The sequence below is a fragment of the Enterobacter cloacae complex sp. SHL012 genome (assembly GCF_049237505.1).
Taxonomy (GTDB): Bacteria; Pseudomonadota; Gammaproteobacteria; order Enterobacterales; family Enterobacteriaceae; genus Enterobacter; species Enterobacter kobei.
This window is the reverse complement of record NZ_JBMKIZ010000003.1, coordinates 673,789-697,942: the sequence shown is the minus strand read 5'-3', so window position 1 is coordinate 697,942 and position 24,154 is coordinate 673,789. Positions and strand designations below refer to the sequence as shown.

Here is a 24,154-nt window from a genome sequence, read left to right as displayed (position 1 = left end):
AGGAGAGGTTGAGAAGGGCGAGACATTATCACCGTAAGGTAATGGCTCAAAGGGTTTTAAATCCCCGTTTTTAGTGGGTAATTCGGGGGCAGTGACGTCAGGGCGTTAATCGAGTTCTGAGCAGTTCACTAATTTGAGCGGGTTCACGGAGTTCATATTGCGGCACTTGTCGGTTTCAGTGCTCATCAGTTCAATCCACTGCATCAAAAGGGCATCGAAGAGGAAAATGGAGATTGCAAAGACAACCAGCCACCAGTATTTACGAATCATTGTGTCATTCCGCGAGAAGAGAACCACTGAAGTGGTGGAAATATACACGAAAAGTTGCGGTTTAAAAGCGGGATACGCGAGGGTTTACAAAGCGTTGACGATAGCATTAACAGGCAATAAAAAAGGCGCATCCCCATGCCGAGTAGCGCCTTTTTAAACAAGCATTTCGCTAATCGAAATTAGTTCATGCCGTATTTTTTCAGTTTCTTACGCAGAGTACCACGGTTGATACCCATCATCAGCGCAGCGCGGGTCTGGTTACCGCGGGTGTATTGCATCACCATGTCCAACAGTGGCTGTTCAACTTCAGCCAGTACCAGCTCATACAGGTCATTAACATCCTGACCATTCAGTTGAGCAAAATAGTTCTTCAGTGCCTGTTTAACCGAGTCACGCAGGGGCTTTTGAGTTACCTGGTCCTGAGAGTTAACGGTAGAAACGGTCAGTACGTCAGAATTTACGCGTTGTTCGAACATAGTTCTGTCAGCTCTTTATTTCATTACGCAAGATTTTCGAAGTATGCCTCCAACGCCTCCAGCTGTTCGCTGGCATCCTCTATGGCGTTGAATGTGCGCCGAAACTGGTCATCTGGAGCGTGCTCCTGGAGATACCAGGAGACGTGTTTACGCGCAATTCGGTACCCTTTTGCCTGACCGTAATGGTCATGCAGTTCCCGAACATGCGAACAAAGCAAGCGCTTAACCTCTGCCAGAGGCAGTGGGGCAAGCAGCTCCCCAGTGTCCAGATAATGCTGGATTTCCCGGAAGATCCAGGGTCTTCCCTGAGCTGCACGTCCTATCATCAGAGCATCAGCTCCCGTATAGTCGAGCACAGCCCTGGCTTTAAGCGGGTCAGTTATGTCGCCATTCGCGATAATCGGAATGGAAACCTTCTGCTTAACTGCCCGAATGCTGTCGTATTCAGCTTCACCATTGAACAAACAGGCGCGAGTGCGTCCATGAATGGTCAGGGCCTGAATGCCACAGTCTTCGGCCAGTTGGGCAATCTCTACACAGTTACGGTGTTCCGGCGACCAACCCGTGCGAATCTTCAACGTAACAGGAACGTCCACCGCGCTGACAACCGCCGTCAGGATAGACTTCACCTGATCGGGGTATTGCAGAAGGGCTGAACCTGCAAGCTTGCGATTCACTTTCTTGGCCGGGCAACCCATATTGATATCAATAATCTGGGCGCCACTTTCCACGTTAATACGCGCGGCATCTGCCATCTCTTCAGGCACGCTTCCGGCGATTTGCACGGTGCGGATACCTGGCTCATCAATGTGCACCATCCGAAGGCGGGATTTATCGCTTTCCCAGACCTGCGGGTTAGACGACATCATCTCGGATACGGTTAAACCGGCTCCCATCTCATAGCACAGCGTCCTGAACGGCCGGTCGGTAATACCTGCCATTGGGGCTGCGATCAGGCGATTTCTAAGCTGGTGGTGTCCGATGCGCATGAGTTAAGAAATGACCATACTGTGACTGCAAGGCGGCGTATATTACGCATTTTTTGCACGAGATGAAAGGCCAAACTTTGAACAATCCACTGTTGTAGATCAAGGAATCGCCGCTCAATCATTCCGATAAAAATTATTCATCATTTAAATCATTGGGTTATAATTAAATGATTGTTTTATGAGCGCTTACAATTTCCCGTAACTTCTCATCATTTCTCATTAAACGCGACAGTTGAGCGGGATAATCTGCTGTTTTTCGCAGCAGATTTCCTCACTTCTTTGCGATCTCTGTCGCATTTTAGAACATGATCTCAGGGCAAAAAATGCAGATTATTCGACCACAAGACGGCCATGCAGGGCCTGTACCGGGCGGTTGTTATCGTGATGCATTGTATGGGTGAATTTCTCCAGCTGCTCTGCTGAGAGCGTGAGAGGGTGCTTAAGCACAATCCAGGTGACGCCTTCAGAACAAGGTGGGGTGGTCAGTGAACCGCTGAAGCGCCAGTAAGTTTTGTTGACCGGGAGCAGCTTGTTCAGGTTGAGATCCTGCTTAATGGAGATGTTCTGTTCGGCCTGTTGGGGCATCACGCTCCACAGTTTATCAAGCTCCGGGTTCGCGGCGCCTTTATCAAACATGACGGCCACTACGGTCAGCTCACCTGCGCTATTTTTATGCACCAGATGCATTTCCATTGCGTATTTTTTGCCATGCACGGTGTTCTCGCTCGGCGCGTGGAAATGGAACTGCTGCAGAGTCCAGGCTTGATTATCCAGGGTTATCGTGTCGCGGGTATCCGCTTTCTCACTGGCCTGAATGGTATGGCCATTGTTCGTCAACGTCATGGGGCCATCAATGTAGTGCGTTTTAAGCGGAGAGAAATGGGCGTTTGCAGTCGATTCAATGTTAATCGGAGACTGATACATCCCGTTTTGACAGGTCTTGTAGGCCTCGTCCAGTTCACCCCAGTGTTCCGGTGAACCTTCCCCTTCGTAGCTCCAGTGTGAAGCGAAAGCTGATGCCGAGATCATACTCAGCGCAATCAGCGCTGCCTTGCCAGTAATGTGTTTCATAATATTCTTCCGGTGAATTGTTGTAATTCAAATCATTATGATTTGTGTGGTTATTTTACCGGAGAAATGCGCGGGGAGAGAGGACTATCAGTGGAGGAGAGGCGTGGTCAGATGACCACGCCAAATGCTTATTTTTTACGACCGGTGATTCTGCACCACTCTTCTTTCTCTACCACCGGGTCAAGGGCGAAGAGATCCGCGTAGGCTTCACACACGCTGTCGGCCTGGCTTGCCAGGATACCTGAAAGCCCCAGCAGACCGCCCTCAACGGGCAGTACGCTGATTAACGGTGCCAGTTCACGTAACGGGCCTGCCAGGATGTTGGCGACCACCACGTCGGCTTTCATGGCCGCTGGCTGCGCATCCGGCAAATACAGCTCCAGACGATCGGAGACGCCGTTACGCTCGGCGTTATCGCGGCTGGCCTGAATTGCCTGCGGATCGATGTCGATCCCAATCGCTTTTGCCGCACCCAGTTTCAGCGCCGCGATAGCGAGGATCCCGGAGCCGCAGCCGAAGTCGATCACGGTTTTTCCTGCCAGATCCAGACCGTCCAGCCACTGCAGGCACAGGGAAGTGGTCGGGTGGGTGCCGGTACCAAATGCCAGGCCCGGGTCGAGCATCACGTTGACGGCGTTTTGATCTGGCACTTCGCGCCAGCTTGGGCAGATCCACAGACGCTTGCCAAATTGCATCGGGTGGAAGTTATCCATCCACTCCCGTTCCCAGTCTTTATCTTCCAGCTGTTCGATTTTGTGCACGAAACCTGCACCTAACAGTGGATGGTTTTCCAGAATCGCGACGACCTCTTTCATGTCGGTCTCGGCATCGAAAAGTCCAATGACGTCGGTATCACCCCACAGGCGCGTTTCGCCCGGCAGCGGCTCGAAGACCGGCGTGTCATGCGTGTCCTGGAAGGTGATGGAGACCGAGCCGGCCTCCATCAGCGCATCGCTCAGTTCCTCGGCGTTCGCGCCGGTTGTGTTCAGTTTTAATTGGATCCACGGCATGGCAAAACTCTTTATTTATCAGTAGAAATCATAGCGGACTGTGGGACGGGCTGACCGAAACGGTTCCCCACCACAAACGCCAGTAAACTTAGCAGTAACGAAGGCACAATAGGATGGAAGCCCAGGTACTGAATCTTAAACGTTGCGAGTACGGCATACAGCACACCGCCAACAATCATCGCGCCCAGCGCGCCTGCAGCATTGGCTCGTTCCCAGTAGAGACCCAACACCAGCGGCCAGAGGAAAACGGCTTCAAGGCCGCCGAACGCCAGCAGGTTCAGCCAGATGATCATCTCCGGCGGGCGCCATGCGGCTAACAGCAGCAATGCCCCTAACACCAGCGTAATAATGGCTGACATACGCTTCAGGCGACGTTCATTTTCTACCTGCTCAGGACGCAGGTTGAGATAGAGATCTTTAATGATCGTCGCGGAGCTTTGCAGTAGCTGGGCGTTGATAGTGGACATAATAGCGGCCATTGGCGCAGCAAGGAAAATCCCGGCGGCAAATGGCGGCAGCACTTTAACCATCAGTGTCGGGATCACCAGATCCGGCACGGTAAGGTCAGGGATGACTGCACGTCCTAATGCACCCGCCAGATGCATACCGAACATCAGGATCGCGACGACAATCGTCCCGATAATAATGCCTTTGTGAACGGCTTTGCTGTCTTTATAGGAGATACAGCGCACGGCGGTATGGGGCAGACCAATCACCCCAAAGCAGACTAACACCCAGAACGACGTCATAAATGCCGGAGAAAGAATATCATCCGCGCCTTGCGGCGAGACCAGTTTCGGATCTATGGCTTCCAGGGTTTCCACCGCATGCGTAAGTCCACCCGCAGCATGAACGATGCCCACCAGCAGAACGATCGTGCCAATCAGCATGACCATTCCCTGCAGCGTATCGTTCAGCACGCTGGCGCGGAATCCGCCAAACGCAGTATACAGCGCAATGCTTACCCCGAAGATAATCAACCCTGTCTCGTAGGGGATCCCGGCTGCCGTTTCCAGCAGACGTGCTCCACCGATAAACTGCACCGTCATCGCACCAATAAAGGCGACCAGCAGGCTCAGGCTTGCCAGCCACACCAGCAAGCGACTTTGGTAGCGTGCAAACAGCATATCGTTGAGCGTCACGGCATTATAGCGCCGTGCCAGAATGGCAAACTTTTTACCCAGAATACCCAGAGAGAGCCAGACGGCAGGTAGCTGGATCATGGCCAGCAGTACCCAGCCTAACCCGTACTTATACGCGGCACCGGGACCGCCGATAAATGAACTGGCGCTGATGTAGGTGGCCGTCAGCGTCATGGCCAGCACGACGCCACCCATCGAACGGCTACCGAGGAAATACTCATTCAGAAAGGCGCCGGTCGCCCTTTTACGCATGGCATAAATGGACAAGCCAAATACGACCAGCAGGTATGCGACAAGCGGCAGAATGACTTCAAGCTGCATCATCGTCCTCCAGCGGAATATCCCGGTAGATAAATTTAACCATCGCCCAGCACAGCAGGATAAATACCAGCGGTACCAGCAGGCACGCCATTTCAAACCAGTGTGGCAGGCCGGTAATACCGATGTCTGAATTAGGTAAGTAAGCGGTTACCAACCATGCGGCAAGATAGAGAAGGGTCAGCCACAGCGCCCAGCGCGCTTCTTTATGGGCCTGAACAAAACGAGCGTCCATCCACTCTCCTGGATAATTCATAGTGAGAGGCGGATTGTACGCATTGCAGGGGGGATACCAAATCATTTTCTGCTGCGCCAGAAACTGGCGCAGCAATAAAGTACTTACTTCACAATGGAGAGATCGACATTCACGTTTGCCGTCCAGTCCGTTTTGTGCCAGTCACGCGCAATCAGATGAAGGACACCGGTGTAGCTGCCCTGAGGCAGAAGCGGGTTATCTTCTGCTTTATAAGTGACTCTTAAATGTGCACTTGTTCCTACGGAGCAGTTAACCGCGGTATTAACGGAATGAATATTGCAATCGCCATGGCTGTTCTGGCCACGCAGTTTCACGATGAAGGTTCTGTTACGATTATCGACAACCTGCGCATACAGTGGTGTTTCAACATCCTCAACCCAGACCAGAGAGGTAGGACCTGCTTCAGGTGTGTTGGTTACAAAAGCAATATTGAAATTTTTATCTTCAGCCGGTACTTCAATATTGGCTGGGGAAGAGCCATTCAGGCTACCGGTAAAGGTTTTCTCCACTTTATTCGGCTGAGGTAAATTCAGCGCATTAATCGCTGCAACCGCCTCTGCGGAAAGGGGAATATTCCACTGCTGGAAATACTGATTCAGATTTAAGCCGGCGATTTTACTGGCATTAAGCGTAAACCAGTCGATTTTTTTCTGGCTGCTATTAACCAGGGTTGGGTCATTCTGGTTAACTTCACGGTAAGCTTTCGACAGTGCCGGGTAAAGCTGTGGCCAGCTCGTCATTATTTCACCAAAGAAAGACGCCCGACGGAACAGATCTTCTTTAGCAAAATTCCAGGTGTGCCCGGATTTCAGCAGAGTGCCGATAGCTTGTTGATCCCAACCGAAACCGTAAAAGCCTTCATTACTATGACAGTTTTTGAAATCGGTATCGCCGAGGGTGGTGTAACATGCAGCGATAGAATAAAGGTTGACGGTAACTTCTCCCTGGTCACTCCAGGACCATCCCATCTGGAACTGATGACCGTATTCGTGCCAGTCGAGCCAGCTCGGCGTCTCAGGGATTGAGCTGTCACCACCCACGCCAATCAGCCCTTGCCCGCTATTTGCCCAGCAGCAGCTCTGATAAGAGACGAAGAGCAAACCACGGCTAGGCTGGTGCAACCAGCTCGAGCCATCCAGCCCATCGACTTTGTCATAAGTAATGGTTCGCAGCAGGGACTGGCGGAGAGTCTGTTCTATATTTTTAGTTGCTGAGTTTTGCGCAATTGCCTGATTTGCAACGAAGCGTGTCCTGCCATCAAACATAAAGTGGTAGCCTGATGGCGTTGTGGCCTGTGCCTGCTGGCGCCACTCGGCTCTGTCATTCATACCAAAGATAAAGAGGGGGTGATACGTACCGCCGTTAACAATATCAACGGAGACGAATGTATCAATATTCTCCATTTTTTTGGTTTTATCCTGACACCCAACGATAAGCAGCGCGTTCTGAGAGAAGGTGTAGGTTGTGTCACCGTTTGCATTCAGAAGAAGCTCATTAGCAGGACCGACAATACCTTCGTAGTTAGGATCAACGGCAGCATAACAGGAAACATTTTGCGGAACATCACCGAGACGGAGGGTGACGTTTTCACCCTTGACGCCCCATGTATGCGTTAAGAAGTAATTATTACGTCCACCGTTGGTAGTTCTGTTTGTGCCATTGCCATGAACTTCGGTAACAGGAATTTGATAGCGACCTTGTTCAGCCTCACCATAAACTTTTAAAGTACGGTTGAGCCAGAACAGGGGGTTATTGACGTTTTGTACATCATAGGTTGATGCATAAGCTGGATTGATTAAATTATTGTAGTCAATACCTAATTCATCGAGTGCTTCAGTAAATCCCGGATTATTTTTCCACTCGTCCCACATCGTTTGGTTAGTAGGGACCGTCTCCGCCGCATAACAAGCGGAAGAAACAGACACACAGAGTAGTGCTGCGATGGAAAAAGTTTTCTTTATTCCATGTTGAAATATATTCATAGTTAAAATGTCCGTAATTAAACATGAGGTGAAGCTTGTTTAATTACAACATTTCGTAACGAATTATTAAATGTAGAACTAATTAATATTCATTGTAGTGAATCTGATAAATAAGCAAGTCAGGCCGAATCATTTTCTGCTGCGCCAGAAACTGGCGCAGCAATAAAGCACTTACTTCACAATGGAGAGATCGACATTCACGTTTGCCGTCCAGTCCGTGTTGTGCCAGTCATTCGCGATCAGGTGAAGGACACCGGTATAGCTGCCCTGAGGCAGAAGCGGGTTATCTTCTGCTTTATAAGCGACTCTTAAATATGCACTTGTTCCTGAGTTGCAGTTAACCACGCTGTTAACGGAATGGAGGCTGCAACCACCATGGCTGGTTTGCCCACGCAGTTTCACGATGAAACTTCTGTTACGGCTATCGACAACCTGTGCATACAGTGGTGTTTCATTATTCTCTACCCAGACCAGAGAGGTAGGACCTGCTTCAGGTGTGTTGGTCACAAAAGCAACATTCACGGTGTTATCTTCAGCCGGAACTTCCAATCGTTATCGGGGAAGAGCCGTTGAGGCTACCGGTAAAGGTTTTCTCCACTTTTTTAGGCTGAGGTAAGTTCAGCGCATTAATCGCTGCAACCGCCTCTGGGGAAAGGGGAATATTCCACTGCTGGAAATACTGGTTCAGATTAACGCCGGCGATTTTACTGGCATTAAGCGTGAACCAGTCGATTTTTTTCTGGTTGCTATTAACCCGGATTGGGTCATTCTGGTTAACTTCACGGTACGCTTTCCCCAGGGCCGGGTAAAGCTGCGGCCAGCTTGTCATCAGTTCACCAAAGAAAGTCGCCCGGCGGAATTGGTTTTCTGTATTGAAATCCCATGTGTGGCCTGATTTCAGCAGTGTTCCGACAGCTTGTTGATCCCAGCTGAAGCCGCTAAGGCCAGAATTACTATGGCATTTTTTGATATCTACATCACCGAGCGTGGTATAACACGCCGCGAGGGAATACAGATTAACGGTTATTTCAGTCAGTGAATCCCAGGACCAGGCCATCTGGAAATGGTGACCGTACTCGTGCCAGTCGAGCCAGCTCGGCGTCTCAGGGATTGAGCTGTCACCGCCTATGCCTGTCAGCCCCTGTCCGCCATTTGCCCAACAGCAGGCCTGATAAGTAGCGAAGAGTAAACCACGGCTAGGCTGGTGCAGCCAGCTGGAACCATCCAGACCATCGAGTTTGTCATAAGTGATAGTACGCAGTAGCGACTGGCGGAGAGTCTGCAGTATATTTTTATCCGCTGAGTTTTTCGAGACTGTCTGACTCGCAACAAAGCGTGTCCTGCCATCAAACATAAAGTGGTAGCTTGATGATGTTGTGGCCTGTGCCTGCTGGTGCCACTCGGCCCTGTCATTTATACCAAAGATAAAGAGGGGGTGATATGTGCCGCCGTTAACAATATCAACGGAGACAAATTTATCCACATTCTCCATTTTTTGGGTTTGATCCTGGCAGCCGACGACAAGCAGCGCATCCTGAGAAAACGTGTAGGTTGTCTCACCATTTGCATTAAGAACAAGATCTTTAATAGGGCTACCTATACCCTCGTAGTTTGGATCAATGGCGGCATAGCAGGAAACATTTTGCGGAACATTACCAAGACGGAGGGTGACGCTTTCGTTCTTGACGCCCCACGTATGCGTTAAGAAGAAACTATTACGTCCATGGCTGGTGGTTCTGGCTCGACCATCAGCATGAACTTCGCTGACAGGAATTTGATAGCGTCCTTGTTCGCTTTCACCGTATATTTTCAGTGTACGGTTGAGCCAGAACAGGGGGTTATTGACATTTTGTACATCATAGGTTGATGCATAAGCTGGATTGATTAAATTATTGTAGTCAATACCTAATTCATCGAGTGCTTCAGTAAATCCAGGATTATTTTTCCACTCGTCCCACATCGTTTGGTTAGTAGAGATCGTCTCCGCCGCATAACAAGCGGAAGAAACAGACACATAGAGTAGTGCTGCGATGGAAAAAGTTTTCTTTATTCCATGTTGAAATATATTCATAGTTAAAATATCCGTAATTAAATATGAGGTGAAGCTTTTTTAATTGCAACATTTCGTAACGGATTATTAAATGTAGAACTAATTAATACTCATTGTAGTGAATCTGATAAATATGCAAGTCAGGCCGAATCATTTTATTGCTGCGCCAGAAACTGGCGCAGCAATAAGGCATTTACTTCACAATGGAGAGATCGACATTCACGTTTGCCGTCCAGCCCGTGTTGTGCCAGTCACGCGCAATCAGATGAAGAACACCCGTATAGCCGCCCTGAGGCAGATGCGGGTTATCTTCTGCTTTATAAGCGACTCTTAAATATGCGCTTGTTCCTGAGTTGCAGTTAACCGCGGTGTTAACGGAATGAATATTGCAGCCGCCATGGCTGTTCTGGCCACGCAGTTTCACGATGAAGCTTCTGTTACGACTATCGACAACCTGCGCATACAGTGGCGTTTCACCATCCTCAACCCAGACCAGAGAGGTAGGGCCAGCCTTAGGTGTGTTGGTCACAAAAGCAATATTCACAGTGTTATCTTCAGCCGGAACTTCAATCGTAATCGGGGAAGAGCCGTTCAGGCTACTGGTAAAGGTTTTTGTCACTTTGTTCGGCTGAGGTAATTTCAGGGCAGCAATTTGTGAGTCAGCATCAGCGGAATAGCCTAACCCCCAACGTGTAAAGAATTCACGTAAATCATGCCCTGCTGCTTTGCTGGCATTGATCACAAAGAAATCAATTTTTTGTTGATTGGTTGCAACCAGAGATTTACCTTTACCCTCGTTATAGGTTTCGCGGTAGGCTTTGCCAATATAAGCGAAGAGATCGGGCCACGATGTTTTCAGCTGCGCAAACATCATTAATTTACGGAAGACGTCAGTGTCAGTATCAAACTGGTGTGTTTCGCCAGAGTTCAGGAAAGAACCTACGGCCTGCTGATCCCAGGAGAAATTGTTGTAATACAAGTTTTCGTGACAGGATTTATCCGTGACTTCTCCGCGTAATAGGCGGCAGGCTGAAAGGGACATAATATTATTTGTCACTTCAGTTAACCCGTTCCATGCCCAGGTCATCTGATTTTGATGACCATATTCATGCCAATGACCCCAGCTGGTTTCCGTTGGTAAGCTGTTGCCAAAGCCGATCCCAATACGTCCGGCACCGCCCTGAGACCAGCAGCAGCTGTTAAAAATACCGAAATTCAAACCGCGCAGAGGCTGATGTAAATACGATGACCCATCAAGCCCGTTAACCCTATCATAGTCCATGACGTAGCTTAATTGTTCGCGCAGCATTTGCAGCACGTTGGTATTCTGCGATGCTTTGGCGGTGGAATTATTCACAACATATCGAGAGCGCCCGTCAAAGAGCAGCGTTTGCCCAGTCGGTGTACTCTGCTGGCTAAGGGCCTTCCACTCTTCTTTTGTGTTAAGACCAAAGACAAATAACGGGTGTTTTTTCGCGGTCGTCGATGTGACATCCACACGAACGAGTGTGTTCATATGGCTATAGGTACCACTTTTATCCCAGCAGGCCAGCAGCATTAATCCATTTTCACTCAGGGTATATTGCGTTGAGTGATTGGCATTTAACTGCACCTGATATTTAGTGGTGATTGTACCGCTGTATTGATTTTCCAGTCCTGCGTAGCAGACCACATCATCGGGTTGGGAAGAGGTGGTCAATGTGAACGTATCACCCTGTTCACCATAATAATAGGTATTAAAATAGGGATTGCGACCTGTGAAGCCTGTTCTGGCACGAGCTTCATCATGATCTTCAATGGCTGGAATATAATAAATGTCTTTGTCAGCATCACCATAAATTTGCATGGTGCGCTTTTGCCAGTAGAGAACATCAGTCGGGTCGGCTGAACGGGTGAGGGTTTTTTGTGGATCTTCAGATAACAGTTGATAACTCATACCGAGTTCATCCAGAGCTTCATTGAAGGCCTGGTTATCCTGCCATCTTTCCCACCAGTTGGCCGTGGTTTCAGCGTATAAAGGCAAAGACGTTACCGATGCACATAACAGCGCAGCAGCAACGCATTTTTTCTGTATGCCACTCTTCAGTATATTCATAAAAGATATGTCCGTTATCGAAAAAATATTAAGAAAAACGGACTCATTACATCACGCTGTAATATCGTTAAGAACCAAGGAATAATGAAAAGTAAATGTAGAAAAAATGATGATATTGAATATTTCTAGGTTGGGTTGGAGATATAGTGACGGTAAATAGTTTGGGGGGAGAAACAAGGACGCAAAAATAAACACGCCTGATAAACAGGCGTGTTTTTAGATTACTTCTCGTTGAGGCCGAGTTTCTTCTCAAGATAGTGGATGTTAGTTCCACCATTCTGGAAGTGCTCGTCGCTCATGATGCGCATCTGGAGATCAACGTTGGTTTTAATACCGTCGATGATCAACTCCTGCAGGGCATTCTTCATGCGGGCAATCGCCACGTCACGGTTTTCTCCGTAGCAGATGAGCTTGCCGATCATTGAGTCATAGTACGGCGGTACGGTGTAACCGGCGTAGATATGAGACTCCCAACGCACACCAAAGCCACCCGGCGCGTGGAAACGCGTGATTTTACCCGGGCTTGGCAGGAAGGTGTTCGGGTCTTCGGCGTTGATACGGCATTCAACCGCATGGCCTTTCACCACGACTTCTTCCTGCTTGATGGACAACGGCTGACCCGCAGCGATACGCAGCTGTTCTTTGATCAGGTCAACGCCGGTGATCATTTCGGTAACCGGGTGTTCAACCTGAATACGGGTGTTCATCTCGATGAAGTAGAACTCGCCGTTTTCGAACAGGAACTCAAAAGTACCCGCCCCGCGATAGCCGATATCGACACACGCCTTGGCGCAACGCTCACCGATGTAGCGACGCAGTTCCGGGGTAATGCCCGGCGCAGGTGCTTCTTCGACGACTTTCTGGTGACGACGCTGCATGGAGCAGTCACGTTCTGCCAGATAGATCGCGTTACCCTGACCGTCAGCCAACACCTGAATTTCGATGTGGCGTGGGTTTTCAAGGTATTTTTCCATGTACACCATGTCATTGCTGAAAGCCGCTTTCGCTTCCGCTTTGGTCATGGAGATGGACTGCGCCAGTTCAGCATCGCTGCGTACTACGCGCATACCGCGACCGCCGCCACCGCCGGACGCCTTGATGATAACCGGGTAGCCAATGCGTTTAGCATGAGCACGGTTAGCATCCATGTCGTCGGTCAGAGGACCGTCAGAGCCTGGTACGGTTGGCACACCGGCTTTTTTCATCGCGGTGATCGCAGACACTTTGTCGCCCATCAGGCGGATAGTGTCGGCTTTCGGGCCGATGAAGATAAAGCCAGAGCGTTCAACCTGCTCAGCAAAGTTGGCGTTCTCAGAGAGGAAGCCATAACCCGGATGAATTGCCACCGCGCCGGTGATTTCAGCGGCGCTGATGATAGCCGGGATGTTCAGATAGCTTTTTACGGACGGAGCCGGGCCAATACAGACCGTCTCATCCGCCAGCAATACGTGTTTTAAATCGCGATCCGCACTTGAGTGCACCGCGACGGTCTTGATGCCCAGTTCTTTACAGGCACGAAGAATACGCAGTGCAATCTCGCCGCGGTTGGCGATAACAATTTTATCCAGCATGTTCGCCTCGTTACTCGATGACGACCAGCGGCTCGTCAAATTCAACCGGCTGACCACTTTCGACCAGAATCGCTTTCACAGTACCTGATTTGTCTGCTTCGATCTGGTTCATCATTTTCATCGCTTCAACGATGCACAGGGTATCGCCTACGTTGACTTTCTGACCCACTTCGATGAACGCCTTCGCGTCCGGGCTCGGGGTGCGGTAGAAAGTACCAACCATTGGGGAACGTACGATGTGACCACTGATTTCTGCTGCAGCGGCAGGTGCGGCTTCAGCTGCTGGTGCAACGGCTGCGGAGAGCGCAGGCTGCTGCACTGGCGCAGCGTAAGCCTGCTGCATTACCGGGAAGCTAGCGGCTGGGGCTGCACGGCTGATGCGTACAGACTCTTCGCCTTCAGAAATTTCCAGTTCGGAGATGCCTGATTCTTCAACCAGCTCGATCAGTTTTTTAATCTTACGAATATCCATGAGTGGGTTCCGTACTCTTGTTTAGTGTGATTGTGACAAGCGTTTTACCGCTGTCTGTAAAGCGTATGAATAACCGTCAGCGCCCAGTCCGCAGATAACGCCAGTAGCGATATCCGACAGATACGAATGGTGGCGGAACGGCTCTCGGGCGTGCACGTTACTCAGGTGGATCTCGATGAACGGGATACTCACCGCGAGCAGTGCGTCGCGGATAGCAACACTGGTGTGCGTAAACGCGGCCGGATTGATCAGGATATAGTCCACATTGTCTTTAGCCTGATGAATACGGTCGATGATTGCGTACTCCGCGTTTGACTGAAAATGATCCAAATCCACATTCAGCGACGCTGCTTCCGTGCTCAGACGGTTAACAATTTCGCTCAATGTTAGCGTGCCGTACTTCTCTGGCTCACGGGTGCCGAGCATGTTCAGGTTCGGTCCGTTCAATACTAAGATATGGAACTTGTCAGTCATTATGCCGCTATCTCCTGCGATTTTCGGGTAAAAAACAAAATATACCGTCGAAGCGCAAATGTCACCTTTTCAGAGGCCAAAAACCACTGTCAGGCGAACCAAGGTCGCACATTATAACGATTTCGTAGCATTTGGCAGCTAAATACTGGTCTTATCAGGGAAGATTATCAACCGCAATCCAAAAAAGATTTGCGGTTGAGGGGCAATCTGCGGGAAAACGCACAGTTTCGCGAACTATCGCAACCACTGGCGGAACTTCTTGTAACGCCATGCTAAAAGCGCCACTGCCGCCAGCGCATACAGGACTGGCTGCGGGGAGAGGATCTTCACCGACCACAGATAATGAATGGGGGCGAGGATCGCGACAAGATAGACGAAGTTGTGCAGTAACTGCCAGCGTCTGCCCAGCTTTCGCTGCGCATATTGCGTGGACGTCAGCGCTAACGCCAGTAAAACCAGCCAGCTTACGATACCCAGCGTCAGATAAGGGCGTGTCACCAGCTCTCGGCCAAGCAGTGTCAGATTGTTAATTCCCAGTTCCAGCAGGGCGTAGCTGGTAAGGTGCAGCGTCGCCCAGGCAAAACACCATAGCCCCAAAAGCCGACGGGTACGTATCAATAATGGCTGTTTAGCGTAGCGCGCCAGCGGCGAGACGAGCAAGGTTGCCAGTAAAAATTTCAGAGCCATCCGACCCGTAAAATGCTGGATATCTTTTGCTGGATCGGCGCTAAAGAGGCCCTGACTGGCGGCCCAGAACAACCAGATAAAAGGAAGTATCCCGGCTAAATGCAGCAGCACTTTCAGCCAGGTAATCTGCTTTGCCGTTAAACGCACTCAGAAGTTCTCCCGTAAATTAAGGCCACGGTAAAGCGAAGCCACTTCATCCGCATACCCGTTAAACAACAGCGTGGGCTGACGCTTAACGTCCAGCGCACCACCCGCGCCAATAAAGCGCTCAGTCGCCTGCGACCAGCGGGGATGATCCACATGCGGATTCACATTCGCGAAGAAACCGTATTCACCCGGTGCTGCCAGGTTCCAGGTCGTTGGCGGACGCTCGCGGGTCAGCTTAATGCTGACGATAGACTTAATTCCTTTGAAGCCGTATTTCCACGGTACGGTTAACCGAATGGGGGCGCCGTTTTGAGGAGGAAGCGCCTTGCCGTATACGCCAACGGTCAGCAGGGTAAGGGGATGCATGGCTTCGTCGAGGCGTAGCCCTTCAACGTACGGATAGTCCAGTCCACCGCCGATAAACCGATCTTTCTGGCCCGGCATCTCGTCCGGAGCGTAGCGCGTCTGGAAGGCGACATATTTTGCATTGCTGGTGGGCTCAACCAACGCCAGCAGCTTATGCAGCGGGAAGCCGACCCAGGGTACCACCATCGACCAGGCTTCCACGCAGCGCATGCGATAGATGCGCTCTTCGAGCGGGAAGCGGGTGGTCAGATCGTGGTGGTCGAGCGTCAGGGGTTTAGCCACCTCGCCATCAATTTTCAACGTCCACGGATCGGTTTTCATGCTGCCTGCATTGGCGGCAGGATCGGCTTTATCCAGACCAAATTCGTAAAAGTTGTTATAGCCGGTGACTTTGTCTTCAGGGGTGAGCGTCAGTTTGTTTTGCCACTCGGCGGGTTTCGTAAACGTAAGCGGGGCACCGGAAGGCGCCTTAGGGCGATCGTTACCTTTAAACCAGTCGAGCAGGTCGGCATGTGCCGCAGGGGAGAGCGTCAGTGCAGTGGCGCTGATGCCAAGCATTTTCAGGATCTGGCGGCGCTGTAACATAAAGACAGACTCGGACGTTACGTCGGCATCCGTCAGTTTTCGGTTTTTCATGGCATCCTCCGTCATGCGTTTTTCTAAGCATGACGGAGGAGAGCGCTTCACGCGAATATGTCACGAAAATTTGAAGATTAGGCGATTTTCACCAGCGCGCGACCGTGGAACTGGTTATCCATGATTTTACTGGCATAGTCTGGCGCCTGGCTGAGGCTTATCTCCGTTGCGCTCTGGGTAAAGAACGATTCCGGCAGATCGCGTACCAGACGTTCCCAGGCCTCCGTGCGGCGAGCCGCTGGCGTCATCACGGAGTCCACGCCCTGCAGGCGAACGTTACGCAAAATAAACGGCATGACGGTAGTTGGCAGGGCAAAGCCGCCCGCCAGACCGCAGGCTGCCACGCAGCCGCCGTAGTTCATCTGCGCCAGGACCTTCGCCAGCACTTTATCGCCGACGGTATCTACCGCGCCCGCCCAGACCTGTTTTTCCAGTGGACGGGTTTCGGCGAATTCATCGCGGCCAAGAATGCGGCTGGCACCGAGCTGGCGAAGATAATCATGCGTACTTTCCCGGCCGGAAACCGCCGTGACCTGGTAACCCAGTTTGTGCAGCAACGTTACCGCCGTGCTCCCCACGCCACCGCTGGCGCCGGTCACGACAATGTCACCCGACTCAGGGTGAACCCCCGCCTCTTCCAGCGCCATCACGCACAGCATGGCGGTAAAGCCTGCGGTGCCGATGATCATCGCTTTGCGACCATCCATGCCTTTCGGCATCGGCACCAGCCAGTCGCCTTTTACGCGCGCCTGTGTTGCCAGCCCGCCCCAGTGATTTTCACCCACACCCCAGCCGGTGAGCAGCACGTGCTGGCCCGCATGGAAGCGAGGGTCTTCGCTGCTGTGGACCCGGCCAGCAAAATCAATACCCGGCACCATAGGGAAATTTCGGATGATTTTACCCTTACCGGTGATCGCCAGCGCATCTTTGTAATTTAAACTGGACCAGTCGATGTCGACGGTGACGTCGCCTTCCGGCAGACGGCTCTCTTCTACGGCCTGTACTGAGGCAAGCGTTTTGCCGTCCTGCTGTTCTAAGATCAAAGCCTGCATACGGGGTCCTCACGACTCAGATGATTGGAAAATAATTTCTGAAGACTATACTCGCTCAGGGTAATTCAATGCCGATTTAACGCAATAAATTGCCAGATACGCCCGATTTGGTAGTATGCCGCATTTGAAATGCAAGTTAGCGCTTACTCGCTACCCCCTCAACCCACGGAGTAATCTCAAGGATGCGATTAACGACGAAGTTCTCGGCTTTTATCACCTTGCTAACGGGGCTGACCATCTTTGTCACGCTTCTGGGTTGCTCTTTGAGCTTTTATAACGCCATTCAGGACAAACTGGTCAACCGGGTGCAGTCTGTTGCGTCGGTCATTGATACGCGTCTGCTGACCACGCCACTCCCGTCGCTCTCCCGGGAACTGGATGAGTTGATGGTGCCGGTTGATATTATTCGGATCGATATTCAGCAGGGAAAGCATCAGGTTTTAAGCCATGAACGGCAGGGAAGTTATCGCCCTGCGGGCGTAGTGAGTCAGTACCGGGAAGTAACGGTGCACTCCCTTAAAAACCCGGGTATGACCATTCACATGGTCTATCTCGATCCGATGGCCAGCTATTTCCGTTCCATGATGACCACCGCGCCGCTCACGATCGCGGTTGCATTCATTATTCTGCTCATTTTTCTCGCGGTTCGCTGGTTGCGCCGCCAGCTCTCAGGGCAGGAACTGCTGGAAATCCGCTCCGTCCGCATCCTGAACGGTGAGCGCGGCCCGCAGGTGCGCGGCTCTGTTCATGAATGGCCGTCACGCACCAGCAGTGCGCTGGATACGTTGCTCTCAGAAATTCAGTTTGCCAGCGACCAGCGCAGCCGTATGGATACGCTGATCCGCTCTTATGCCGCGCAGGATAATAAAACCGGCCTTAACAACCGCCTTTTCTTTGATAATCAACTGGCCACGCTGCTCGACGATTCGGAAAAAGTGGGCACTCACGGCGTGGTGATGATGATTCGCCTGCCCGATTTCGATCTGCTGCGCGACACATGGGGGCAGCGGGCCGCGGAAGAAAATCTCTTTACGCTGATCAACCTGCTCTCCACCTTTATCATGCGCTACCCGGGGGCACTGTTGGCCCGCTATCACCGTAGCGACTTTGCCGTGTTATTGCCGCATCGCACGCTAAAAGAGTCGGAAAGCATTGCCAGCCAGCTGCTGAAGGCGGTAGACGCGCTGCCCCAGAGTAAAATGCTCGACCGCGACGACATGGTGCATATGGGGATCTGCGCCTGGCGTGGCGGTCAGTCGACGGAGCAGGTGATGGAGCATGCGGAATCGGCTACCCGCAACGCCGTGTTGCAGGGGGCGAACGGATGGGCCGTTTACGATGACTCGTTACCGGAAAAAGGGCGTGGAAACGTGCGGTGGCGTACGTTGATTGAGCAAATGCTGAGCCGCGGTGGGCCACGCATTTATCAAAAACCGGCGGTCATGAAAAACGGCTATGTCCATCATCGCGAACTGATGTGCCGTATTTTTGACGGTACGGAAGAGGTTATTTCTGCGGAATATCTGCCAATGGTGCTGCAATTTGGGCTGTCTGAAGAGTATGACCGCCAGCAAATTACCCGCCTGATTCCGTTTTTATCTTTCTGGCCGGAAGAAAGTCTGGCGTTACAGGTCACCGTTGAGTCGTTAATACGCCCGCGTTTTCAGCGCTGGCTGCGTGATACATTAATGCAATGCGAAAAATCGCAACGCAAACGCATTATTTTTGAACTTGCTGAGGCGGATGTGGGTCAACACATCAGCCGGTTACGTCCAGTGGTTCGTTTGATCAACGCGCTCGGTGCGCGTGTGGCGGTGACACAAGCTGGTTTAACGCTGGTCAGTACCGACTGGATCAAGGAACTGGATGTGGAGCTATTAAAGCTGCATCCGGGGCTGGTAAGAAATATTGAAAAGCGCACGGAAAATCAGCTGCTGGTTCAGAGTCTGGTTGAAGCGTGTAAAGGAACCCGAACACAAGTCTTTGCCGCGGGCGTGCGCTCCAGGGGCGAATGGCAGATGTTAACAGAGCGCGGTGTCATGGGCGGTCAGGGCGATTTTTTTGCCGCCTCTCAACCGCTTGACACCAACGTGAAAAAATATTTGCAAAGATACTCTGTTTGACCTGCCGTTTACGTTGTTTTCACGTAGAATATCGCGCCTGTAGCTTTGAGTATGTCGAGCAAAAAGCCAGTGAACGACCTTTAACGGGTTACAAAGGTCAGTAAGGAATGCTGCTGTTGACTCAGCCCTGAGGGAGTCAGGGATCAATTTTGTAACATCAGGAAACGTACTGCACAAATTTTCACCGTTGCAGATGATTTTTGCGCCTTGTCGCTGCTGCGTGTGGTTGGTAAAGTAAGCGGATTTTGTTTTCCGCCCCAGCTTTCAGGATTATCCCTTAGTATGTTGAAAAAATTTCGTGGCATGTTTTCCAATGACCTGTCCATTGACCTGGGTACCGCGAATACCCTTATTTACGTAAAAGGACAAGGCATCGTTTTGAATGAGCCTTCTGTTGTGGCCATTCGTCAGGATCGTGCAGGCTCGCCGAAAAGCGTCGCCGCAGTGGGTCATGACGCGAAGCAGATGCTGGGTCGTACCCCTGGCAACATCGCCGCAATTCGCCCAATGAAAGACGGCGTTATCGCTGACTTCTTCGTGACTGAAAAAATGCTTCAGCACTTCATCAAGCAGGTTCACAGCAACAGCTTCATGCGTCCAAGCCCGCGTGTTCTGGTGTGTGTGCCGGTTGGCGCAACCCAGGTAGAACGTCGCGCAATCCGTGAATCTGCTCAGGGGGCGGGTGCTCGTGAAGTGTTCCTGATTGAAGAGCCAATGGCGGCGGCAATCGGTGCAGGTCTGCCTGTGTCTGAAGCAACTGGCTCAATGGTAGTGGATATCGGTGGTGGTACCACAGAAGTGGCCGTTATCTCTCTGAACGGTGTGGTGTACTCCTCCTCCGTACGTATCGGTGGTGACCGCTTCGATGAAGCCATCATTAATTACGTGCGCCGTAACTACGGCTCTCTGATCGGTGAAGCGACCGCAGAGCGTATCAAACACGAAATCGGCTCTGCTTACCCGGGCGATGAAGTGCGCGAGATCGAAGTGCGTGGTCGTAACCTGGCGGAAGGTGTGCCACGCGGCTTTACCCTGAACTCCAACGAAATTCTTGAAGCGCTGCAGGAACCGCTGACTGGCATCGTGAGCGCGGTAATGGTTGCGCTGGAACAGTGCCCACCAGAACTGGCGTCCGATATCTCCGAGCGCGGTATGGTTCTGACCGGTGGTGGTGCGCTGCTGCGTAACCTCGACCGCCTGTTAATGGAAGAGACAGGTATTCCTGTCGTAGTTGCAGAAGATCCACTGACTTGCGTCGCCCGTGGTGGTGGCAAGGCGCTGGAAATGATCGACATGCACGGCGGCGACTTGTTCAGCGAAGAGTAGTCATTGTGAAAGGGTAGCGAATCGCTACCCTTTCTCTCTGACACGAGAATACGCATAGCCTATGAAGCCAATTTTTAGCCGTGGCCCATCGCTACAGTTTCGCCTTATTCTGGCGGTTCTGGTTGCGCTTGGCGTCATTATTGCCGATAGCCGCCTCGGTACGTTCAGCCAGATCAGAACGTACATGGATACCGCCGTCAGTCCTTTCTACTTTATATCAAATGGTCCCCGTGAACTGCTCGACTCCGTTTCTCAAACGCTGTCTTCACGAGACCAGCTCGAACTTGAAAACCGGGCATTACGCCAGGAACTGCTGCTGAAAAACAGCGAACTGCTGATGCTGGGGCAATATAAGCAGGAAAACGCGCGTCTGCGTGAACTGCTCGGCTCGCCGCTGCGTCAGGATGAGCAGAAGATGGTCACCCAGGTGATCTCCACCGTGAACGATCCTTACAGCGATCAGGTTGTGATCGACAAAGGGAGTGTGAACGGTGTGTATGAAGGCCAGCCTGTAATCAGTGATAAAGGCGTAGTGGGGCAGGTTGTTGCCGTCGCCAAGCTGACCAGCCGCGTGCTGCTGATTTGCGATGCCACGCATGCGCTGCCTATCCAGGTCCTGCGTAACGATATCCGCGTGATTGCGGCCGGTAACGGCTGTACGGACGATCTGCAGCTGGAACACCTGCCTGCGAACACGGACATCCGTGTCGGTGATGTCCTGGTGACTTCCGGTTTGGGTGGACGCTTCCCTGAGGGCTACCCGGTTGCGGTGGTCTCTTCCGTGAAGCTCGATACTCAGCGTGCGTACACCGTCATTCAGGCTCGTCCGACTGCGGGTTTACAGCGTCTGCGCTACCTGCTGCTGCTCTGGGGTGCCGATCGTAATGGCACGAATCCGATGACGCCTGAAGAGGTGCACCGTGTCGCAAACGAACGCCTGATGCAGATGATGCCGCAGGTTCTTCCGCCTGCGGACTCCATGGGGCCACCTGCGCCAGTGCCCGCGCCGGCAACCGGGTTAACGCAGCCGCTGCCTGATGCGCCGCCACCGCCTAAACTCTCTTCGGGAGGGCAGTAGTGGCAAGTTATCGTAGCCAGGGACGCTGGGTCATCTGGCTCTCGTTCCTCATTGCACTGTTGCTGCAGATTATGCCCTGGCCGGATAACATTCTCGTTTTCCGGCCAAACTGGGTCTTGCTCATTTTACTTTACTGGATCCTTGCCCTGCCGCACCGCGTAAATGTCGGCACGGGTTTTGTTATGGGTGCCATACTGGATCTCATTAGTGGCTCTACGCTGGGCGTTCGCGCCCTGTCCATGAGCATTATTGCGTACCTCGTCGCACTAAAATTCCAGCTCTTTCGTAACCTCGCGCTCTGGCAACAGGCCCTGGTCGTGATGTTGTTGTCGCTTGCTGCGGATATCGTTGTTTTCTGGGCAGAGTTTTTAGTGATCAACGTCTCTTTCCGACCGGAAGTGTTCTGGAGTAGTGTAGTAAACGGTGTGCTCTGGCCGTGGCTGTTCCTGCTGATGCGTAAGGTTCGCCAGCAGTTTGCCGTGCAATAAAAAGGTTTCTATGACGTCTTTGTATCTCGCTTCCGGTTCCCCGCGCCGTCAGGAACTCCTGACCCAGTTAGGGGTATCTTTTGAACGCATCGTGACCGGCATTGAAGAAAAACGTGCTGAGGGCGAAAGTGCGCAGCAATACGTCTCTCGCCTGGCGCGCGAGAAAGCGCAGGCGGGCGTGGCGTTAGTGCCCCGCGATCTGCCGGTGCTGGGAGCAGATACCATCGTTATCCTTAATGGTGAAGTGCTTGAGAAACCGCACGATACCGAACATGCGGCGCGTATGCTGCGCAAAATGTCCGGGCAAACGCATCAGGTAATGACGGCGGTCGCGCTGGCAGATAGCCAGCACGTGCTGGATTGTCTGGTGGTAACCGATGTCACGTTCAGAGTACTTACCGACGACGAGATCGCCGCTTATATTGCCAGCGGTGAACCGATGGATAAAGCAGGTGCATACGGTATTCAGGGGCTGGGTGGCTGTTTTGTCAGGAAGATTCATGGCAGCTATCACGCCGTAGTCGGCTTACCGCTGGTGGAAACGTATGAGTTGCTGAGCAATTTTAACTCACTGCGTGAGGGAAGGGATAATTATGACGGCTGAATTGTTGGTAAACGTAACGCCATCGGAAACCCGTGTGGCCTATATTGACGGTGGCATTCTTCAGGAAATTCATATTGAGCGTGAAGCGCGGCGCGGAATAGTAGGCAATATCTACAAAGGTCGTGTCAGTCGTGTACTGCCGGGTATGCAGGCGGCTTTTGTAGATATTGGTCTGGATAAGGCGGCATTTTTACATGCCTCCGATATCATGCCGCACACCGAGTGCGTTGCGGGCGAAGAGCAAAAGCAGTTTGCCGTGCGCGATATTTCCGAACTGGTGCGTCAGGGACAGGACTTAATGGTGCAGGTGGTGAAAGATCCCCTGGGCACCAAAGGCGCCCGTCTGACTACCGACATTACCTTACCCTCCCGTTATCTGGTCTTTATGCCCGGCGCGTCACACGTCGGCGTTTCGCAGCGCATTGAGAGCGAAAGCGAGCGCGAGCGTCTGAAGAAAGTGGTCAGCGCCTACTGCGATGAACAGGGCGGGTTTATTATCCGCACCGCCGCGGAAGGGATCAGCGAAGACGATCTGGCATCCGATGCCGCATACCTTAAGCGCGTCTGGACCAAAGTGATGGAGCGTAAAAAACGCAACCAGACCCGCTACCAGCTTTACGGTGAGCTGGCGCTGGCTCAGCGCGTTCTGCGTGACTTTGCCGATGCGCAGCTCGACCGCATTCGCGTGGACTCTCGCCTGACATATGAAGCGCTGCTGGAATTTACCGCTGAATACATCCCGGAAATGCCGGGCCTGCTGGAGCACTACACCGGGCGTCAGCCTATCTTCGATCTCTATGATGTCGAAAACGAGATCCAGCGTGCCCTGGAGCGTAAGGTTGAGCTCAAGTCCGGCGGGTATCTGATTATCGATCAGACCGAAGCGATGACCACCGTCGATATCAACACCGGCGCGTTTGTTGGCCATCGCAACCTCGATGACACCATCTTCAACACCAACATTGAAGCCACGCAGGCGATTGCCCGCCAGCTGCGTCTGCGCAATCTCGGCGGCATTATCATCATCGACTTCATCGATATGAGTAATGAAGATCACCGCCGCCGCGTGCTGCATTCACTGGAGCAGGCGCTGAGTAAGGATCGCGTGAAAACCAGCATTAACGGTTTCTCGCAGCTGGGGCTGGTGGAAATGACGCGTAAGCGCACCCGAGAAAGCGTTGAGCATGTGCTGTGTAATGAATGCCCAACCTGCCATGGACGCGGAACGGTAAAGACGGTTGAGACCGTCTGCTACGAAATTATGCGTGAAATCGTCCGTGTTCATCACGCCTACGACTCCGACCGTTTTCTGGTCTATGCTTCCCCTGCGGTGGCGGAAGCGTTGAAAGGCGAAGAGTCGCACGCGCTGGCGGAAGTGGAAATCTTTGTCGGCAAACAGGTAAAAGTACAAATTGAACCGCTCTATAACCAGGAGCAGTTTGACGTTGTGATGATGTAAAACGCAGTACGC

The 24,154-nt window shown here is 51.9% G+C and carries 23 protein-coding genes; 6 read left to right on the top strand and 17 right to left on the bottom strand.

Translation table 11 applies throughout. The features are described from left to right. Positions 1–105: 105 nt before the first annotated feature. From ACOTY9_RS14485 to ACOTY9_RS14405, 17 genes are all read right to left on the bottom strand, one after another. Positions 106–270: a DUF2556 family protein gene (locus ACOTY9_RS14485; RefSeq protein ID WP_063862156.1), complete on the bottom strand. Its 165-nt coding sequence runs from the start codon at positions 268–270 to the stop codon at positions 106–108. A 179-nt stretch (positions 271–449) separates the two neighbouring features. Further along, entirely contained in the window at positions 450–746 is a 297-nt protein-coding gene (gene fis / locus ACOTY9_RS14480) for a DNA-binding transcriptional regulator Fis (protein ID WP_000462905.1), read from the bottom strand. 23 nt (positions 747–769) lie between these two features. Continuing rightward, complete coding sequence (gene dusB / locus ACOTY9_RS14475; protein WP_014885445.1) at positions 770–1,735, bottom strand: tRNA dihydrouridine synthase DusB; 966 nt, start codon at positions 1,733–1,735, stop codon at positions 770–772. A gap of 330 nt (positions 1,736–2,065) precedes the next feature. Further along, complete coding sequence (locus ACOTY9_RS14470) at positions 2,066–2,806, bottom strand: carbonic anhydrase (protein ID WP_014885444.1); 741 nt, start codon at positions 2,804–2,806, stop codon at positions 2,066–2,068. A 128-nt stretch (positions 2,807–2,934) separates the two neighbouring features. Next, positions 2,935–3,816: a 50S ribosomal protein L11 methyltransferase gene (gene prmA, locus ACOTY9_RS14465; RefSeq protein WP_180253741.1), complete on the bottom strand. Its 882-nt coding sequence runs from the start codon at positions 3,814–3,816 to the stop codon at positions 2,935–2,937. Between the two features lie 11 nt (positions 3,817–3,827). After that, entirely contained in the window at positions 3,828–5,279 is a 1,452-nt protein-coding gene (gene panF / locus ACOTY9_RS14460; protein ID WP_014885442.1) for a sodium/pantothenate symporter, read from the bottom strand. Then, on the bottom strand, positions 5,269–5,511 hold the full coding sequence (locus ACOTY9_RS14455; RefSeq protein ID WP_014885441.1) for a YhdT family protein: 243 nt from the start codon (positions 5,509–5,511) through the stop codon (positions 5,269–5,271). Before ACOTY9_RS14455 ends, panF begins: the two co-directional genes overlap by 11 nt. 104 nt (positions 5,512–5,615) lie before the next feature. Then, positions 5,616–7,514, bottom strand: coding sequence for a M60 family metallopeptidase (locus ACOTY9_RS14450; RefSeq protein ID WP_348565956.1), 1,899 nt, complete (start codon positions 7,512–7,514; stop codon positions 5,616–5,618). Between the two features lie 171 nt (positions 7,515–7,685). Then, complete coding sequence (locus ACOTY9_RS14445) at positions 7,686–8,063, bottom strand: hypothetical protein (protein WP_348565955.1); 378 nt, start codon at positions 8,061–8,063, stop codon at positions 7,686–7,688. Further along, entirely contained in the window at positions 8,047–9,585 is a 1,539-nt protein-coding gene (locus ACOTY9_RS14440) for a M60 family metallopeptidase (RefSeq protein ID WP_421637373.1), read from the bottom strand. Before ACOTY9_RS14440 ends, ACOTY9_RS14445 begins: the two co-directional genes overlap by 17 nt. Positions 9,586–9,757: 172 nt before the next feature. Then, the gene (locus ACOTY9_RS14435; RefSeq protein WP_348565951.1) at positions 9,758–11,659 is read right to left on the bottom strand and encodes a M60 family metallopeptidase; all 1,902 of its coding nucleotides are present in this window, start codon (positions 11,657–11,659) and stop codon (positions 9,758–9,760) included. Between the two features lie 221 nt (positions 11,660–11,880). Next, positions 11,881–13,230 carry an acetyl-CoA carboxylase biotin carboxylase subunit gene (accC, locus tag ACOTY9_RS14430; RefSeq protein WP_003860388.1) on the bottom strand — a complete coding sequence of 450 codons (1,350 nt, stop codon included), beginning with the start codon at positions 13,228–13,230 and terminating at the stop codon, positions 11,881–11,883. 10 nt (positions 13,231–13,240) lie between these two features. Next, the gene (gene accB, locus ACOTY9_RS14425) at positions 13,241–13,702 is read right to left on the bottom strand and encodes an acetyl-CoA carboxylase biotin carboxyl carrier protein (RefSeq protein WP_010436174.1); all 462 of its coding nucleotides are present in this window, start codon (positions 13,700–13,702) and stop codon (positions 13,241–13,243) included. A gap of 21 nt (positions 13,703–13,723) precedes the next feature. Beyond that, a complete protein-coding gene (aroQ, locus tag ACOTY9_RS14420; RefSeq protein WP_023331425.1) occupies positions 13,724–14,176 on the bottom strand; it encodes a type II 3-dehydroquinate dehydratase in 453 nt (150 codons plus the stop codon). 234 nt (positions 14,177–14,410) lie between these two features. Continuing rightward, on the bottom strand, positions 14,411–15,010 hold the full coding sequence (msrQ, locus tag ACOTY9_RS14415) for a protein-methionine-sulfoxide reductase heme-binding subunit MsrQ (RefSeq protein ID WP_014885437.1): 600 nt from the start codon (positions 15,008–15,010) through the stop codon (positions 14,411–14,413). Continuing rightward, entirely contained in the window at positions 15,011–16,012 is a 1,002-nt protein-coding gene (msrP, locus tag ACOTY9_RS14410) for a protein-methionine-sulfoxide reductase catalytic subunit MsrP (RefSeq protein ID WP_032635408.1), read from the bottom strand. Positions 16,013–16,089: 77 nt separating this feature from the next. Further along, a complete protein-coding gene (locus ACOTY9_RS14405; protein ID WP_045281397.1) occupies positions 16,090–17,064 on the bottom strand; it encodes an MDR family oxidoreductase in 975 nt (324 codons plus the stop codon). A gap of 182 nt (positions 17,065–17,246) precedes the next feature. Between ACOTY9_RS14405 and csrD the strand changes: the two genes are divergently transcribed. The 6 genes from csrD to rng all read left to right on the top strand — a co-directional run bounded on the left by csrD (position 17,247) and on the right by rng (position 24,142). Then, on the top strand, positions 17,247–19,187 hold the full coding sequence (csrD, locus tag ACOTY9_RS14400; RefSeq protein WP_047026853.1) for an RNase E specificity factor CsrD: 1,941 nt from the start codon (positions 17,247–17,249) through the stop codon (positions 19,185–19,187). A 282-nt stretch (positions 19,188–19,469) separates the two neighbouring features. Then, positions 19,470–20,513, top strand: a complete 1,044-nt coding sequence (mreB, locus tag ACOTY9_RS14395) for a rod shape-determining protein MreB (RefSeq protein ID WP_000913396.1) — start codon at positions 19,470–19,472, stop codon at positions 20,511–20,513. 61 nt (positions 20,514–20,574) lie between these two features. Next, positions 20,575–21,591: a rod shape-determining protein MreC gene (mreC, locus tag ACOTY9_RS14390; RefSeq protein ID WP_008502850.1), complete on the top strand. Its 1,017-nt coding sequence runs from the start codon at positions 20,575–20,577 to the stop codon at positions 21,589–21,591. Continuing rightward, entirely contained in the window at positions 21,591–22,079 is a 489-nt protein-coding gene (mreD, locus tag ACOTY9_RS14385; protein ID WP_008502849.1) for a rod shape-determining protein MreD, read from the top strand. The genes mreC and mreD overlap by 1 nt, the downstream gene beginning before the upstream one ends. Positions 22,080–22,089: 10 nt before the next feature. Continuing rightward, positions 22,090–22,683 (top strand): Maf family protein, encoded by a 594-nt coding sequence (locus tag ACOTY9_RS14380; RefSeq protein ID WP_014885433.1) that lies wholly within the window; start codon positions 22,090–22,092, stop codon positions 22,681–22,683. Further along, the gene (gene rng, locus ACOTY9_RS14375) at positions 22,673–24,142 is read left to right on the top strand and encodes a ribonuclease G (RefSeq protein ID WP_014885432.1); all 1,470 of its coding nucleotides are present in this window, start codon (positions 22,673–22,675) and stop codon (positions 24,140–24,142) included. The genes ACOTY9_RS14380 and rng overlap by 11 nt, the downstream gene beginning before the upstream one ends. The last annotated feature ends 12 nt before the right edge of the window (positions 24,143–24,154 follow it).